At 52.1% G+C, this 17343-nt stretch carries 15 protein-coding genes; 8 read left to right on the forward strand and 7 right to left on the reverse strand.

Features of this window, described 5'->3' with window-relative positions; translation table 11 throughout:
- The first annotated feature begins 60 nt into the window (after positions 1-60).
- Together C1J03_RS05730 and C1J03_RS05735 are read left to right on the forward strand one after the other, a co-directional pair.
- On the forward strand, positions 61-489 hold the full coding sequence (locus C1J03_RS05730) for an RrF2 family transcriptional regulator (RefSeq protein WP_114884559.1): 429 nt from the start codon (positions 61-63) through the stop codon (positions 487-489).
- A gap of 258 nt (positions 490-747) precedes the next feature.
- A complete protein-coding gene (locus tag C1J03_RS05735; protein ID WP_162798458.1) occupies positions 748-2115 on the forward strand; it encodes a DUF1254 domain-containing protein in 1368 nt (455 codons plus the stop codon).
- 299 nt (positions 2116-2414) lie between these two features.
- Here C1J03_RS05735 and C1J03_RS05740 read toward each other — a convergent pair whose 3' ends face one another.
- Complete coding sequence (locus C1J03_RS05740) at positions 2415-3023, reverse strand: HD domain-containing protein (RefSeq protein WP_254694187.1); 609 nt, start codon at positions 3021-3023, stop codon at positions 2415-2417.
- Between the two features lie 350 nt (positions 3024-3373).
- Here C1J03_RS05740 and C1J03_RS05745 point away from each other — a divergent pair, with 350 nt between their 5' ends.
- The 3 genes from C1J03_RS05745 (at position 3374) to C1J03_RS05755 (ending at position 6069) form a co-directional block, all read left to right on the forward strand.
- The gene (locus C1J03_RS05745) at positions 3374-4516 is read left to right on the forward strand and encodes an iron-containing alcohol dehydrogenase (RefSeq protein WP_114884563.1); all 1143 of its coding nucleotides are present in this window, start codon (positions 3374-3376) and stop codon (positions 4514-4516) included.
- Between the two features lie 542 nt (positions 4517-5058).
- Positions 5059-5646 carry a hypothetical protein gene (locus C1J03_RS05750; RefSeq protein ID WP_254694188.1) on the forward strand — a complete coding sequence of 196 codons (588 nt, stop codon included), beginning with the start codon at positions 5059-5061 and terminating at the stop codon, positions 5644-5646.
- 186 nt (positions 5647-5832) lie between these two features.
- Positions 5833-6069 carry a hypothetical protein gene (locus tag C1J03_RS05755; RefSeq protein ID WP_114884567.1) on the forward strand — a complete coding sequence of 79 codons (237 nt, stop codon included), beginning with the start codon at positions 5833-5835 and terminating at the stop codon, positions 6067-6069.
- Between the two features lie 111 nt (positions 6070-6180).
- Here C1J03_RS05755 and C1J03_RS05760 read toward each other — a convergent pair whose 3' ends face one another.
- Positions 6181-6729 (reverse strand): YaeQ family protein, encoded by a 549-nt coding sequence (locus tag C1J03_RS05760; protein ID WP_114884569.1) that lies wholly within the window; start codon positions 6727-6729, stop codon positions 6181-6183.
- A 106-nt stretch (positions 6730-6835) separates the two neighbouring features.
- A complete protein-coding gene (locus tag C1J03_RS05765; protein WP_114884571.1) occupies positions 6836-7612 on the reverse strand; it encodes a potassium channel family protein in 777 nt (258 codons plus the stop codon).
- A 647-nt stretch (positions 7613-8259) separates the two neighbouring features.
- Here C1J03_RS05765 and C1J03_RS05770 point away from each other — a divergent pair.
- From C1J03_RS05770 to C1J03_RS05780, 3 genes are all read left to right on the forward strand, one after another.
- On the forward strand, positions 8260-10110 hold the full coding sequence (locus tag C1J03_RS05770; RefSeq protein ID WP_114884573.1) for a DUF3604 domain-containing protein: 1851 nt from the start codon (positions 8260-8262) through the stop codon (positions 10108-10110).
- Between the two features lie 178 nt (positions 10111-10288).
- Positions 10289-11122, forward strand: a complete 834-nt coding sequence (locus C1J03_RS05775; RefSeq protein ID WP_114884575.1) for a peptidyl-prolyl cis-trans isomerase — start codon at positions 10289-10291, stop codon at positions 11120-11122.
- A complete protein-coding gene (locus C1J03_RS05780; RefSeq protein ID WP_254694189.1) occupies positions 11119-12141 on the forward strand; it encodes a HupE/UreJ family protein in 1023 nt (340 codons plus the stop codon). Before C1J03_RS05775 ends, C1J03_RS05780 begins: the two co-directional genes overlap by 4 nt.
- 70 nt (positions 12142-12211) lie before the next feature.
- Here the strand turns inward: C1J03_RS05780 and C1J03_RS05785 are convergent, their stop codons facing one another.
- The 4 genes from C1J03_RS05785 to C1J03_RS05800 form a co-directional block, all read right to left on the reverse strand.
- Complete coding sequence (locus tag C1J03_RS05785) at positions 12212-12973, reverse strand: SDR family oxidoreductase (protein ID WP_174234443.1); 762 nt, start codon at positions 12971-12973, stop codon at positions 12212-12214.
- Positions 12974-13620: 647 nt separating this feature from the next.
- Complete coding sequence (locus C1J03_RS05790) at positions 13621-14964, reverse strand: metal-dependent hydrolase family protein (RefSeq protein WP_114884583.1); 1344 nt, start codon at positions 14962-14964, stop codon at positions 13621-13623.
- A gap of 50 nt (positions 14965-15014) precedes the next feature.
- Positions 15015-15812 carry a hypothetical protein gene (locus tag C1J03_RS05795; RefSeq protein WP_114884584.1) on the reverse strand — a complete coding sequence of 266 codons (798 nt, stop codon included), beginning with the start codon at positions 15810-15812 and terminating at the stop codon, positions 15015-15017.
- A 658-nt stretch (positions 15813-16470) separates the two neighbouring features.
- Positions 16471-17331: a DUF302 domain-containing protein gene (locus C1J03_RS05800; RefSeq protein WP_114884586.1), complete on the reverse strand. Its 861-nt coding sequence runs from the start codon at positions 17329-17331 to the stop codon at positions 16471-16473.
- Positions 17332-17343 lie beyond the last annotated feature (12 nt).

Genomic DNA, 17343 nt, shown 5'->3' on the forward strand with positions numbered 1-17343 from the left:
TTCTAGATACGTATTATCTAGCGCTTTTAATTGCGCACTTCAAATGCTAAATATAGTACCATGCAATTGGACAAATTTACCGACTACGCTTTGCGGATCCTGATCACACTGGCCGTGAGGACGCCCGCGCGCATCCCCACATCCCAGATCGCTTTGCTTTACAATTTGTCCGAACATCACCTGTCCAAGGTCGCGACACAGCTTGTTGCCGAAGGCTTTGCTATTTCCGAACGTGGACGCAATGGCGGGCTGACCCTTGGGCGAAGTGCCGACCTGATTAGCATTGGCGATGTCGTTCGGGCGATGAAGCGCAATGATCCAGTGGTGGAGTGTTTCGGAACCAACAAGTCCTGCCTGATCCTGAACGCTTGCGGGTTGAGGGGGCCGCTTGCCCAAGCGCAGGAGGCATTCTTTGCCACGCTTGATAGTTATACATTGGAAGATGTTGCGCAGCCGCGCAGCGCGCTCGCGACGCTTCTTGAGGTGTGAGCGCACTTTTAGGGGATGGATGATCGCGGGGACACCGGCACCCTGAAAAGATGTTTGTGACGGTGAACGGCAAGACCTAGCATTGTCAGATTAAGATCACTTGCTATACTTTTTGCGCGGATCTCAGGCTGGTTTCCTTCGCTGATACTTCGAGAGGTCGGCCAAATATGGATTTTTGTTCAGCCTGTTAGAGAATTAGAGCAGGGCAGGCGGCCTCAAAGCTTTGCTCTGACAATGCCTCCAAGGAGAAACCGGATTTTGTCAAAAGTACTGAAATCACTGTCAGTCACATTGTTTGCCGCAACGATGGGCGCAGGGGCTCAAGCCCAGAGCACTGACCTGCGCATTGCAGCACGCGATAGTTATATCTTCACTTATCCTTTGGTGATGATGTACCGCACGATGTACCTGCAAGCGATCGAAGAGGGGTCGCCGTCCTACGCAGGCGGAATGGGCGAATGGCTGCATCTTGGTGTCGCGTCTCCAGAAGACAACGATATCGTCACCCCCAACAATGACACGCCCTATTCCTACGCTTGGGTGGATTTGCGCGCTGAGCCTTGGGTGCTGACGATGCCTGAGATCGGCGCTGACAGGTTCTATACGTCTCAGTGGGATGATCTGTGGGGCTATGTGCTGGATAATGCTGGCTCTGTAAACGACGGCAATGATGGCGTTTCCGTCATGCTTGTCGTGCCTGGTTGGGAGGGCGATCTGCCAGAGGGGATCGACCGGGTCATTCAAGGTGAAACGTCCTTTCTAGGGACGTTGACTCGCACTCAGGTCCTGGGCTCTGATCAACCGAGTGATCTGGATCGCATCCAGCAGAGATATGTGCTGGAGCCCCTGAGTGCATTTCTGGGGCAACCGGCCCCTCAACAGGCTGAAACTATCGATTGGTTAGGCTGGGAAGAAGGTGCGGAGTTCGAACTGGGTTACTGGACCCATGCCGCTCGGCTGCTACCGCTTGTCGAACGACTTGATGTGGATACTGAGGCGTATTCGGCTTTGGCTATGCTTGGAATTGAAAGTGGGCAACCTTTTGATATTGAGGGGCTAGACGACACACAAAAAGCGACGCTGCAGGCTGGGATCGACGATGCGCGCGCCCTTTTGGCGGCGCAAGCAGGGCAGCTGACAGATGGCACAAAACTCTTTGGCCCTCGAAGTGCAGTCGGGCAGCGGTATCTAGACCGCGCCTTGGGTGTTTATGTCGGGATATTCGGCAATACTAAGGACGTATCCGTGTACCTCAACCGGGTCGTGGACGATCAGGGCCACCCGTTGGACGGATCCAAAGCCTCCTATGAAATGACATTTGCGAAAGGCGAACTGCCACCGGTGGATTTCTTTTGGTCCATGACGATGTATCGCCTGCCCGAACGGCTTTTAGTTGCCAACGCGATTGATAGGTTTTCCATTGGCAGCGCTACTCCAGGTGTTGTCACGGCGGACGACGGATCTCTGACCCTCTACATCAGCGCAGAGCCGCCCAAACCCGAAGCACGATCGAACTGGTTGCCTGCCCCTGACGGCCCCTTTTGGATGGTATTGCGCAACTATGGCCCCGGAGAGAGTATTTTGGACCGGACATATGATCTGCCCCCCGTTCGCATCATAGAGTGACGGCTTTCGACACGTGATTGCTATAGGTCGGGTGAGGTTAAGCTGTTCGGTGAGTTACACCCTTCAACTCAGTGTTGGGGGCACAATTTGGTAAAACTAACACGAAATATCTTAGCATATTCTTGGGTGCCAAAATACCGCTGGAATGACCCTCGCGCACCTGCGCTACGCGCTTACCCTGAAAATACCACCCAGAGTGAAGTGTTTTTCAAACCACGACCATGGCAATTGAAGCGGCCTCTAAAGGACAGCCTGATTGTCGTTGCAGAAACCAGTTCGCATTTACCTGCCAGCGCTCGTTAGGCAGCTACGAGGGGGGAGACGAACCCTTCGCGGATCACCTCTGGATCATAGGCCTTGCGCGCAAAGACTTGCCGCACCATCGGTTCGAAGTGTTCGAGCTTTTCATAGCGGTAATCGGGGTCAAAACTGGACTGATCCCAACGTTCGCAGAACTCTGAGCAGCTTGAGAAGCAAGGGTGATCCTTGAATTGATCCCGCGCGTTTCTGTCCCATCCGTAATGATGCCCGTAATAAAGCATCTGGAAAATTCCATGATGTTCGACAACCCATGCAACGTCCCATCGAACGAAAGGTCGGATCACTTCTGCAGAAAAACGGTCATGGTTCTGCGGGGCCAGTCCGTCGCCGATATCATGCAGCAATGTGCCGACGACCCAGTCAAGATCCGCCCCGCTGCGTTCTGCCCGCGTGGCCGATTGCAGCCCATGTTCCAGCCGGCTGATGTGGTAACCCTCGAGCGATACGTCACCTTGGCGGCGCAACTCATCCAACACGCGGTCAGCCGTCAAAGCCAAGTAGGGTTTTTCGAGCTTTTCAAGCATTGCATAGTCTTCTGCTGTGCCGTCCTTCATTTGAGTGAAACTAACCGTGTTTTTATCTGTCATTTCATGCACTCCTAATTGAACGGCGCTCTAAGAACGGATTGCTTTGACCTCTATCTTTGGCAAGACTTGACCAAAGCAGGCCGTAACGCAAGTCTACTACGTGCCGGACCGCGCGCGTCTCACTATATAGATCACCATACGAAGTATGGCGGACCAACCTATGCAAAAAAAGCAGCAAAAACATGCTGTGCGCGGTGCCACAAAAAGTAATATTGTTGCTACTGGATTAGCAGACGTTCTCCGAAGCCCAATGGCTAGACTGGGTGGTCAAGCTCCTCCACTTAGGCAAGGGCGCTGATATGGGCAAAATATTTCGGATCACGGCCCTCACATCAAAAGGCAAAAGATAGATGTTTTCATTTTCCAGTCCCCAAACCATCCATTTTGGGCGCGGCCAAAGCAAGCAAACCTCGACCTTAGCCAAGAGCTTTGGCAACTCCGCCCTTTTGGTTCATGGGGCGAATGCCAATCGAGCTGAATGGCTGGTGACCTCATGCAAAGAAGCTGGGCTATCAATCAAGACAATCAGTTGCCAAAACGAGCCGTCCTTGCCAGATATCCAAGCCGCTTTGGTCGCGTTTGACGGCTTTCGACCCGCAGTTGTAATTGCTCTGGGAGGCGGGTCAGTCATCGATTTTGCTAAGGCACTGGCAGCCCTAATCCCCTGCAGTGGACCTGCGGCCAACTATCTGGAAGTCGTGGGGGATGGCCGCGCACTAGAGCATCCACCAATCCCCATGATCGCACTTCCTACGACGGCGGGAACAGGTGCGGAGGTAACCAAAAACGCTGTCATTTCAGTGCCGGAACATGGCCTAAAGATCAGCCTGCGCGATCAAAGGATGATCCCAAAGATTGCAATCGTTGACGCAGGACTGATGCAGGGCGCGCCCCAAGATGTGACCCTTGCAGCCGGTTTGGACGCTGTAACGCAGGTGATTGAGCCATTCTTAAGTGTCAAATCCAACCCGATGACTGATGCTATTTGCCGTGCGGCGATACCGGTCGGCCTAGAAGTTCTGCGCGAGGTGGTCGAAAATGATCACCCCGACAGTTGGGATGCGATGGCTTGGGTCAGCACCTGCGGTGGTATGGCTTTGGCAAATGCGGGGCTTGGTGCCGTTCATGGATTTGCTGGTGTGATCGGAGGCATGACCAACACGCCACATGGCGAAATTTGTGGAACTTTGCTGCCCGCCGTTTTGGACAGCCATATGCGAAAAGCGGAAAAGAACACCAACATTCATGAACGGATAAGTTGGGTGCTGGGGTTGGTCGACACTCACTTTGCCAACGGTCGGGAGGGCTGCGGGATAGTTGAGCTCAGACGGTGGTCAAAAGGGTTGGGCCTGCGCGGTCTAGATGATTTAGGGCTTTCTTCAGAAGACCATTCTAGCGTCGCTATAGCCGCCGCCAATGCGTCCTCGATGAAAGGCAATCCGTTCCCGCTCACACATGGGGAAATGGTTCAAATATTGGAGGCCGCAAGTTAGGCGAGCGTGCGGCGAAGATGATTATCTACCCCGGAAATTTGTGTATCCCAAAGACTTTGGTTCTCATCCGTGTCGGCATTACGGCCAGCCCAGCCTAATAAGCAAAGAGGCGCATCGGAACAAACCGATATCCCTTGGGCAGCATCTCACGCGCTGGAACGGTTGGTTCCGAGGCGATCTTAATCAATATTTGCAATATTTCATCCAATTCAAAAAAATGGGCTCCACACAATGCCCTTAAACACCTAGCGAAAAGTACCGCGACATTGATGTGTCTAGCGGCCCAGCACATTGGCAAGACAGCCTAGGGGTGACGTATTATCTCTTACTGGGCAGCAATAAATTAAAAATTATATTTAATCTTAAATGCTTAGCGGTCTGATTTGGTCGGACTGGCATCGTGACAGTGTCGCGTCCAAAAACAGTTGTCACAGAGCTATGAAGCATATAGCGACGTTTACAGGCCCCGTCACAGGTGGAATTCAGCTTCATCCTTTATCGACACGAAATGCGCGTCTCATAGCCTTGACAGAGGCGGAACTTTGATTGGTCTAGTTACAGCGATGCGTCTCCGTAAGTTCATTGCAATTGGTCTGCTTGCTGGGATTAGCGCCGCGCAGGCCACAGCTCAAGACACCGAAACCACTGCATTTCGGCGCGCAGTCGAGATGCCGTCACAACGGGCGCTGGAGAAGGTCCAGCGTGATCCTGAAACAGAGCTGGGCCCGTTCACGACGGACGGATGTAGCGGTGGAATATCTGGAGGCTGGAGTATCGCATCCATCCGCTTTCCCAGTTTTGCTGAAGCCCACATGGAAAACCCGCCTTGGGAAGATTGCTGTGTGACACACGACCAATCCTATCACTCGGCTGGTGGCGACCTGGGTGCCGAAGCAAGCTTCGAGGCGCGACTGCTGGCGGACAATAAATTGATGATGTGTGTGCGGAACAGTCAAGCAGAACGCGAGAACGCTCTATACCTGCTCTATGGAATGTCGCCGGAAGACGTGGACTTTGCTTACGATGCAATTGCAAAGGCGATGTTTCTCTCCGTTCGCTTTGGCGGTAGCCCTTGCTCTGGCCTGCCTTGGCGTTGGGGCTATGGCTATCCGGGGTGCTTTTTCGACTGACATCCGCAAGCATTATGTCTGATCAAGAACCGCACAGGGTGGCACACTAGCGGCTCGAAGCGGGCTTTCGAGAGCGTCATGCATTAGGGTCTGCATTGCGGAACAAAGCCGACCTTGTTCGAGGTTTGCGCCAATGGCCGCTTCAGCCTATTAAGAACAACGACTCTCACTGGATTGCAGGCAACGATGATACCAAAACTGAGGCGGATAAAGATCTCTTCGGTGCAAGAGCTCAAGAACTGGCTCGCTAAGAACTCCAAGCTAGAGCAGGAAGTCATGATCGTTACTTGCAACAAGCAGTCTCGTGACAAACACGTAAGCAGCGATCAAGTGCGGGATGCTTTGAGTGCAAATGGTTGGACCGCTGGTCAAAGCTATACTCTTGACGGCAACCTTGTTGGACATGTAGCCAGCCATAACTGACCAAGTTGGGCGTCACAGAGCGGTTCAAGCGTGCCAACACAGAGGGCCATCGGTCAACTGAGCAGCGTTCTACATACGAAATTCATAGGCGCCTTGTGAGCCGATCGACGATCAATGACCGGCAGTTTTCCATTTGACCGGGGTTACGTAAACGATGCTATCATCAACACTGACCATCACATCGCCGTCCTGAATAGTAACCTGCAACTTCATCGAACGGCTTGCCAGTTTCGCTAGTTCGCTGGTTTCGTTCTCGGATAGGTTTACCACCTGAAGGTTGTCAAACCGAGTGGTGCTATTTTTGATCTTCTCCCACCACATTTCAGCCGTCCTGCCGCCGTAACAATAGACTATCACATCGTTGGCTTTGCCAGAGGATTGACGAACGACCTTCTCGCCCGGAAGTCCCAACGCGATCCACAACTCAAGCTCACCACTCAGGCTTTTTCGCCAAATGTCTGGCTCGTCATCCGCCGAAAGACCCTTAGTCATTTCCAAGTGTTCATGGGCATTCAGTGCAAAAGCGAGAATACGCACCATTAACCGTTCATCCGTTTCTGAGGGATGCTTGGCAACGGTCAGTTTATGGGTCTCATAATAGTGACGATCCATGTCAGTTACGGAAAGCTCAACTTTATAAATGGTAGCTTTTTGCGCCATGATTTGCCCCAGAATGCGAAGATAGGAACGCCTAGTGCGTCTGAGGACTTTGTGAAAGCAGATAAAATGGCCGCTGTAGCTCTGACGCATCGTGGGCGGTCGCGCGTTAGTTTAAACCTTCCGTTTCAATCTGCACGACTTCGCCGCAGTGCTTACAATGAACCGCGTCCGGATCATGCTTCAAAAGCCCGCAACTCTTACATCTGTGGCTGACCTTTGCTGGCTGGATTATTGCCCTTGCTAACTGCACAAACAGAGCCACGCCAACGATCATGATCAGCACCGAAAACAACTTTCCACCGATGGTTTCAGGCGTAATGTCTCCGTAGCCGGTCGTCGTTAGCGTCGTCACTGTAAAATAAAGGGCGTCTATGTACCCTTCGAACCCAGCTGCTTTATCGACAAAAAAGGCAAACACGACGGAGGTTGTGAAGAACACGAAAACAAAAAGGTTCACGGCCGCGACCACTGCATATTCATGCTTAGTGAAGAAAGGGCTCATTCGGCGCAGATCGTGCAACAGATGGTAAGAATGGATCAATCTTAGACCGCGCAAGATGCGTAAAAACGCGATACTTTCATCGATGAAGGGCGACACTAAGAGTGACGCGATAACGATCATGTCAGCGATCGTATAGAGTTGGCGCAGCGTTTTACCACGATCCTCCGAAATCCATAAACGCGCGCAGAAATCTACCAAAATTACCGCCCCGACCAGAAGAATAAGGGCATTCAACGCGGGCGTTTTTGGAAGCGGAGCGGTGACGATGAACAGAATAATGGTGAGCGCGTCGAAGCTGATCAGCGCAAGGCGAAATCGCCGCGCTTGTAGGCTGGACCCTGTGTAAAGCCGGGTCAGCATCTCTTTCCAAGTCTCGCTCATGAACCGACAAGTTCAAAATTTGTAGTTCAATGCAAGCCAAAATCCTTGTGACAAATGAACGTTTGGAAAACTGATGCCAAGCATCCGCTGTTCAGCGTGACCTGCATTAAGTCGCATCCAAGGAGATGTACGACTAGGCGAGATCATCTGCCCTAGGCTCTTAGTCCATTCTGCTGAACGTCTTAGCCACCGGAAATTGTTGCGTATATTGAGCACATCATTCTCCAGAATACTGCTTTCGCAATGGATGCCTTCTGAACGCGAATCTTGCACAAAAATACGCGGGAGCTTCCGTTGTCTTCGACCAAGCCTAGAATATATCACCAGAATGGGCCCGTTTATCGGTCTCAACGGGCTTCATGCACCAGGGTCATCGACTCAAATCTATTCCGCCAGAACCGAGCTGTTCCGTGGCTGACATAGATCAATCTGAAATGGGCGGGAGGGAAGTACGGTTACCAAAAGGATTGAGTGTCGAGCACAACGCCAGTAACCTAAATGCATATGAAAGAATCTCGATTGTCCCGGCGCTCGCGTGTTGAACCGACCCATGCAAGCGGCCAAGCTGAATACACTCGCATCAGAATTGTGAGCTCAGCATTGACGTTTCTTTTTGACCCATTCTTTCCAAAAGATGGGTGTAGTTAGTGTCGTTGCAGCACCTTGGGAGCATTTATCCTGGAAAGGCCTATTCGCCGTATGCCAAGCGGTCCTTTCCTAGCAACCTTTATTGGGGTGAGACCCATCTACACACGGGCTTGTCTCTTGATGCAGGTTTGTTCGGCAATACGACAGGACCAGATACGGCGTATCGCCTTGCCCGTGGTGAAGAGATTACAACATCAACCGGTCAACCTTTGAAGCTCAGCCGCCCGCTAGATTTCTTGGTTGTTGCCGACCACTCCGACTTGATGGGGATCGCGACTGACATCCAGAATGGTGCGCCAAATATCCTCGCGGACCCGAAGGGCAAAGAGTGGGCAGAGGGCTTTGCGAAAGGTGGAGAAGATGCGGCCAAAGCTGCCTTTGATCTGATTGGTAACTTCTCTCAGGGGACAGTTCCAGAAGATTTGGTAGAGGCGTACAGCCCCGGATCGCCCATTTACGATGGTGTCTGGGAAAAAATTATCGACGCTGCCGAACGCTTTAACGAGCCACATCGGTTCACGGCGTTCATTGGGTACGAATGGACGTCAGTTCCAAAAGGCTTCAACCTGCACCGCAACGTTGTCCTGCGCGACGGCGGACCACGGGCAAGGCAAGTTATTCCACTGACCACCCAAGCACCGCTGGGGACGACAGACCCGCTGGACCTGTATCAATGGCTCGAAGACTACGAGGCGAATACTGGTGGCCAAGCACTGGCCATTGCACATAACGGCAACTTGTCGAATGGGTGGATGTTCCCAGTTGAAGGAACCTATGCCGGCGGTGTGGTTGATGAAAACTATGTAGAACTAAGAGCAAAGTGGGAACCGCTCTACGAAGTCACACAGATAAAGGGTGACGGCGAGACCCATCCAACAGTGTCTCCTGACGATGAATTCGCCGATTACGGGACTTGGGATGTCGCGAATCTCGATATTACTGAACTTAAAACTCCAGAAATGCTGCCGCGTGAATATGCACGCGAAGCATTGAAAAATGGTTTGATGCTCGAAAAGAAGCTGGGCACCAACCCCTACAAGTTCGGGATGATAGGTGCCACCGACTCGCATACATCCTTGCCAACGGCTGAAGAGGAGAACTTTTTCGGCAAATCCACGAGTGTTGAACCTTCGAAAAGTCGTGTATCGCACCCATTTGTCAAATCAGCGCTTGGTGCCATTGAAGGCGATACGCTGCTTGCTTCGGGCTATCAGGGTATATGGGCAACCGAAAATACGCGGGCCGCGCTTTTTGATGCAATGGAGCGCAAGGAAACCTACGCGACCACTGGATCGCGAATGGCAGTACGTTTCTTTGGTGGTTGGGAATTTGATGAAGTTGACCTGCGCAGCCGTCAACTTGCATTTGTTGGTTACGAAAAAGGCGTGCCAATGGGGGGAGACCTGACAAAAGCACCAGATGGGAAAGCACCGACATTCCTGACTTACGCTTTGCGCGATCCTATCGGCGCAAACCTTGATCGCGTTCAAATTGTCGAAGGGTGGATGGACGCCGATGGCAACCTGCAGGAAAAAGTGCACGATGTCGTTTGGTCTGGAGATCGGGAACCTGATGCCGACGGCAAACTGCCACCCGTGGGCAACACGGTCGACATTGAAGCCGCAAATTGGACCAACACGATTGGTGCATCCGAGTTGATTTCAGTATGGACGGACCCCGATTTTGATGCTGCTGAGAGCGCATTCTATTACGTTCGGGTTCTTGAAATTCCGACACCTCGGTGGGTGCTGTATGACCAATTGCGCCTCGGTGCTGAACTTCCAGAAGGCATTGAGCTAATCCATCAAGAACGTGCATACACGTCACCTATTTGGTACTCGCCGTCCTAATTAATTGCCGGGCCGGGGGGGCGGCAATCGTTTCCCCGGTCCAATTCGACTATAATATGACCTTGAAAACAACATAAGTTCAGTTCGTCGTTTCCTTTGGGACGTATTTCCTTTCTAAGGTATTTTGGGCGCTGAAATAGGGCTCCGATTGGGACCTGATTACTGGATAACCACTACAATGTTTCTCTCTTTCTTGCGGCAACCCTTGTTTCATTTCTTTGTCATCGGTGCCGTGCTGTTTTCGCTATACTCATTGGTAGACGATACGCCGCCAAAACCTGACCGCCCAAGCATCGTCGTGTCCACACAAGATGCCCAATGGCTTGCCTCCCAATTCAAGGCAACGTGGAAGCGGCTTCCATCCGAAAAGGAACTCGATGCCATTGTCGCTTCTTTTGTGCGCGAGGAAATCTACGTCCGAGAAGCCCTGAAGCTGGGTTTGGATCAAGGCGATACAATCGTACGCAAACGTCTGAGCCAGAAAATGGAATTCCTGACCGAAGCCGGTGCAGAGGCTTCTCTTACGGATGACGCCGTTTTGAAATCGTACTTCACCCAGAATGCCGAGGCCTACCATAGCGCGGCACGCATCGCGTTCTCGCAAATCTTGCTTGCCGAACCAGTCGAAGCATCCATGTCCGCTGTGCTCGCAGATCTTGCGGCAGGTGAAGACTTTACCCAACTTGGTGCCAGATCTTTGTTACCTGCGCTGGTGTCCCCGATACCCGCTGCGGCAGTAGATGGTGCATTTGGGCAGGGTATGTTTGAGCAAATTGAAAAGTTAGAGCCTGGTGTTTGGAGCGGGCCGATTACATCCGGATACGGTCAACATCTTGTGCGTCTTGATCAACGTGAGCCCGGTGTTTTGCCACCCTTTGAACAGATACGCGCGCGTGTTGAATTAGACTGGCGTCACAACAAAGCCGAAGAGTTGCGCAGCGAGCGGTTCGAGCTGCTTCGAGATCAATATGACATTGTGATGCCCGACGTGTCTCAGGTGCTCTCACAATGAAGCAAGCCCTCTGCGCGATGTTTGCTTGCTTGATCGGGCTTGTGCTGGCCACGCCGTCTCACGGCCATGCTCTTGAACCCGGGTATCTTGAGATTGGGCCTGCTGCAGATAACCAATGGCAGGTAACTTGGCGTGTGCCGGACGTTAGCGGACGTCCGATGGAAATTGAGGCAGAGCTCCCCGAGGGGTGTGAACCGCGGCGAGGGTCCATGCCCCGTTTCGATGGTCGTGCATATGTAAGCGGTTGGATCGCGACCTGTGAGAACCCTATCTGGGAAGGGGAAGTCTTTATAGATGGGCTTGAGAGCACTGCGACTGATGTGCTCGTTCGCTTTGTGCCAGAGCCGGGCGCATCAGCGACAACATTGCGATTAACGCCTGATGCACCATCAGCCACATTGCCCGAAGCGCTGACTACCCTATCGGTAATATCAAGTTATTTTACGCTTGGTTTTGACCATATTCTGGGTGGTATTGATCATCTTCTTTTTGTCTTTGCTTTGCTTCTCCTTGTACCCGACCGCCGCAATTTGATTTGGACGATCACAGCGTTCACCGTTTCTCATAGTATTACCTTGGCAGCAGCCACTACAGGATGGGTTTCGCTGCCAGCGCCTCCCGTCGAAGCTGTGATCGCCCTCTCAATCGCGTTTCTAGCGGTCGAAATCGTGAACAAACACAAAGACCGCCAGACCATGATGCAGCGATCACCTTGGTTGGTCGCATTTGCTTTTGGTCTGTTACACGGATTGGGGTTTGCGGGCGCATTGCAGGAAATTGGATTGCCTCAATCCGAAATTCCGATCGCGCTTGTGGCTTTCAACTTTGGGATAGAAGCCGGACAGTTGGTGTTTGTCGCCTGCTTGCTTGTCATCGCGATGGTGTTCCGAAGGGCAATAGCAGCATGGGCGTCTCCCAATCCAAGATTGGTGGGGTTTGGAACTTCACTGGCGGGATACATGATTGGCAGTGTCGCTGCTTTTTGGACCATTGAGCGTACCGCCGCCTTTTTCACCTGACCGTAACTGCCTAAGCGTGCGAGTGCCTTTCGCAATCTGCGGGCTTTCGTAATTTTCAGTCCGCTCGATGTTACACCTTAGGGTCCGGGTTTTCTGTATGCCCGTCCACCGCGATCGTTTGCCCTGAGACAAGCCGTGCAGCATCACTTCCTAGAAATTCAGCCATATTGGCGACATCCTGCGCCGTCACAAAAGAACGCATCGAGGTTCCGACCGCATAACCTTCATAGACTTGGTCACGTGTCATCCCCTTTGCCACCGCCTCCCGCTCTAGCACGCCTTCCATACGCGGCCCTTCCACCGCGCCGGGGCAAATCGCATTGGCCCGCACGCCAAATGGGCCTAATTCCATGGCCAATGTTTTCATAAGGCCAATGACCGCCCATTTTGCCGCTGAGTAGGGTGCTCTATTGGGATACCCATAGATTCCTGCTGTCGATGAGGTCAAAATAATCGCTCCTGATTTTTGCGCCTTCATCATGGGTGCAGTGTATTTCGCAGCTAGGAAAGCGCCTTCAAGATTAACAGAAACACAGCTTTTCCAATCCTCTAGCGCAATGTCTTCAACTAAGGCTGTCGGGCCTGCTACTCCGGCATTCGCACAAAGCACATCGACCCCGCCCCAGTCACGCGCGACTTGGCCAAACAATGCTGCCATCTGCGCTTCGTCTGCCGCATTTACCGGACTACGCCGCCAATCTTTGGGAACCTGTGCGAGGGCTTCGTCATTAATGTCGGTCACCCAAATTTGCGCGCCCTTAGCGGCAAAAACCTCGCCCATCGCGCGCCCGATGCCTGACGCACCTGCTGTGATCAAAACCCGCTTTTCCATCTCAACTCCTTCTATCTGCAACCAGCCGATTGTGGGGTATGCTAGATGGTTTTAACCCGAACGCACTCCGGATTGACAGCAAGACAACAGGAAGCTGCGTGTCATCAGGACCACACTGTATTGAAACGATCTCAGGCAAAAACCGGAAGTGGTTGGGACGTCATACTATCAGCCGCTCTCTCGGTGATATCTCGATAACAACGGCCACATTGGAAAATCGAAAAATTCAATACCCCATAGAAACATTTCGTTTCCTCGAGTTAAATCAATCCCCTACGTCCTTTGGTAAGTATCCTCTCAGTGGAGACCAGAGATTGACGAAAAATGTAGTTCCAACCCGCTTGGCGGCAGATATCGGTGGGATGTGTATGCTCCATTGAAGAAAACGATGTCGTTCACTAGGTGAGGCCGCTGGAACGGTCGCGGGGCGTTTCCAAAACCGACATTCGCATCGCCGCAGAATTGCCAAACAATATTCGGCGCACCGTTTTACAGTGCAGATGTTTCGCAACTGCCGTTTGCTGTGAGGCTAGGTTTTAGGGCAGTATTCAGCTGCCCAGATATTCATGCCTAAACTCGGATTTTCAACAGGCTAAGCCCAGAGCAGCCGAAAGAAATCAGCCATTGAAAAAGCTGCTGCCTCAAAATCAATCCAGTGTGTTTTTGTAAATCTTGCCGTCTTTCATGATCAGGTCGAAATTTTCATGAGGGTCTACGATCAAGTCGATATCTTCTAGTGGATTGCCGTCAACAAGGATCAAGTCGGCGTAAGCGCCTTCTGCAATCACACCCAAATCGCCTTGTTGATAGGGGTGGCGTGGACCGGATAGTTCAAGTAGCTCGGCATTGGTCGAGGTCGCCATCTTGAGCACCTCATAGGGGGTATACCAGCGCTGCAACTTGGCAAGAAACGCGCCCTGACGTTCAGCCAGCGCAGGGTCGAACAGGATGTCAGTGCCAAAAGCGACCTTCACGCCAACATCTTTCGCCGTCTTATAGGTGAAATCTGTGCCGTTCGTGACGTCGATCCATTTCTGCTGACTGACGGGATCATCGAAAGAGAAACCGTCTTCATCATCCAGCAGGGGCTGCACCGACAGCCAGACGTCATTGTCGCGCATGAGTTCCATCGTCTCGCGGCTCATGAGGAAACCATGCTCGATGGACTTCACTCCCGCTGCGACGGCTATTTCGACGGCATCGTCGGTAAAAACATGAGATGCGACATAGGTGTTGTAGGTATCGGCCACTTCCACGAACGCTTCGATCTCGGCTTTGGTGTATTGGCGCACATCCAGCGGATCATACGTTGATGAAACCCCGCCACCAGTGGAAATCTTAAGCTGGGTTGCGCCCATGCGCATGATCTCGCGAGCTCGCTTGATCACTTCTGGCACACCATCGGCCTGCGCCATCAACCCGACGCTATACCAATACCATTGTGAATCTGACGGGTTGGTGGGCACCGCTTGATAGGGGCGATAATCAAAGTGACCACCAGTCTGGGTAACGGGCGGGCCTGAGGGCAGGATACGGGGCCCTTTGATTTCGCCTGCGTCGATCATCCGTTTGATAGCAAAGGAATTGCCGCCGACATCGCGCACGGATGTGAAGCCACGTAACAACGTACCTTCGGACCCGATGGCACCGCGAACCGCAACCTCAAGAATGTCGCCGGTCGCAATGACACTTTGGGGGTTGCAGCAATAAAGCGTATGCCAATGCGCGTCTATCAGGCCGGGCATCAACGTGCGCCCGCCGCCGTCGATGATAACGCCATTGGCGACTGCGAGAGGCTCGGAGGAAATCGTTGTGATCAGGTTGTCCGTGATCACCACATTGGCATTCTCAATCAGCGCTTCGTTAACACCGTCAAAAATATTCACATTGGTAATCAGTGTAACATCTTGCGCCCATGCCGGTGCGGATACTGCACAAAACACCATCGCCGCTGCCGCTGACACGCGATTAAACCGGGTCCGTTCTGTCATTTTGATATCCTATTCTTGCGGCGAAAAGCTGCAATAAAAAATTGTGCTAATTAGAAGTTGAGGATTTTATACCCGATTTGGACCGAGAAATCGACGGGGCGGTTGCCGCCTGCGTATATCCCCGGTTTTATGAAAACCTGGCCATCGCCCCCTAGAGCCCTGCCTGTAAGCATCCCGAAAGTCACCTGAAGGCTGCCAAAACCTTCATCGGTGTCCCAGTCATAACTGAGAGCCGGGTCAAAGGTGACAAAAAATTTCGGATTGGCAAGTTTTGGAACATAGTAAAAATCAATCGTGGTCCTGTTTATCTCATTGCCAAGCTGATCTTTGCCTTCGAGACCAATGGTTTGTACAATTGCAGGTGCAAAAATATTTCCACCTTCCTGAAAAAAAGCATAGAACGCGCTCAGTTCCAGTACATCTTCGCCATATCCCAATTCGGGCCGGCCTGCGGTGTCAAAAAAGTACTCTGCAGTATAGGCGATCCCACGGCGTTCGTTCACATCCACCACATGCATGAACTTAAAACTGACGTCACCTAAATCGTAACTGTCATCGAATGCGCCATCTGCGTAGGGCAAAGTAAACTCAAAGGCCATGTTCTTGGTTGGCCCGAATGGAATGCGATAAAACATCTCAAACAAACCTGCATTCAAATCGGGGTTGATCTGATTGTATTGATACTGGATGCCTGCAGTTGAAGTCAGCAGGGTCGGATTGGTGCCATTGTTTATTTCTTCACCGCGGGCCCGATTCTGCGCGATCTGCGATCCGTCTTGCGCAGACACCTGAGTTGCGAACAACGCAAGGGTCAGCCATCCCAGTCCCTTGTAGGTATAGCCAGGCATTTTGTCTCCTTCAAAACCTGAAAATTTCTTGGCATTGCTAAATTCAAAGCAGTTCGTGGAAACCCGCAGGTTAGTGGTCAACTTGAAAGCTAACGCGTAGTTTGCGACCGGTCAATCAGCGCGGTGGTTTCCGGGGGCGGGGAGCGAAGGGTGGCCGGAAGGTGAGACCAAAGTTGGCGGTTTTGTCCATGCAGTAGGGGTTCGTTCGAACCGCAGCGAAAGTCCGTAGTGCGGATGCACTCGTGATAGGACCGTGAAACTCGACCCTAATGTAATCCGTCTCGCCAACATCCCGATTGGGCTGGATTATTGCAAGACACGCAGGCTTGAGCGGCAAGGCCGCTATGTTCCGGGCTGAAGTGGGTAATGTGTGTTGCAGCGAAAATCGGGCTTGTGGGGCGACCTCAGTTTCTGGAACCTTCTCGCCGTCTTTGGTGTCAGCTTATGGGATGTTTTAGGCAACTTCGTAAAAACCGCAGGTTTGCAGGAACCCGTGTTTGTTTGCTTCTGCGAACCATCGCTGCAATCTCCGCAGAAGATTTTTATGGCAAAAAGGACCTTAGCCAAAAGCGAGAAAGTAGTAGAAACCTGCGCATTTCGGTTAAGAAAGTAACTCAAAATATATTCCGTTACTAACGAAATGCAGTTGAACCGCGCGTCATTCGACAGCCCCGCTAAAGGTCGCAGTTAGTCTTTGGTTTAATAGGTTATGAGGTTCAGTGGAGCGACCGTAGTGGAGGCGTGCCAGGGCTGCGATGTCATTGAATATCACAATTGCCTTGCCATCACTGCCCTCATAAACCAGCAATTTTTGGCAAAATGCATCTAACCCAATGGCCGGAAACTCCGCCATCGCAACGCCGCCCGGTGCCGGGCCACCAAACAAAAGAAGCTGCGCAGGCACCAATGACACATTGTAGTCAGCTGCTTCTGCCTGAAAGTCGATATCGCCAAACCAGATCGTATCTGATTGGGCCGTAACAACATCTCTTAGCCGTGCAACAGTTTCCTTGACCCCATATTTTGATTCGATCTCAAGGATCGCAAAATCAGGTGTGATATCTTGCGTCGCGACCTGCTGTGGCGACAGTTCTTCCACTTGTGAGAAGACATCACTCAACCGGGCATCAAAATCAGCGAGCGTAGCGGTCAAGCCATGTCGTTGCGCTAGGAAGGCCGATGAGGTGTAGGAAAGAGCTGGAACTCCCCCTTCATCATAAGACAGAGCCCGGAACGGTAAATCCAGACCTGCCCGAATATTCTCTTTTAAAACTAGGGCATTGAGATTTGGATCAGAAAAAAGCTGGACGCGGGCGGATGGCATTTCTACACCCACCGCTGCAGCCAACCTTGCGTGGTCAATTTGAATGATCTCTACCAAACCCGCCGCCGAAACTGCGGCCTGCACAGCCTCAAAGGACTGATCGACGGCTGCTTGTTTTGTCTCATCGGCGCTTGCGGTGATGCCGGCGCATGCAACAAACGCCGCGACAAGAAACGAAAACCATGATTGCGTCATATAACTTCCCAC

This window comes from Sulfitobacter sp. SK012, from assembly GCF_003352085.1.
Taxonomy (GTDB): Bacteria; Pseudomonadota; Alphaproteobacteria; order Rhodobacterales; family Rhodobacteraceae; genus Sulfitobacter.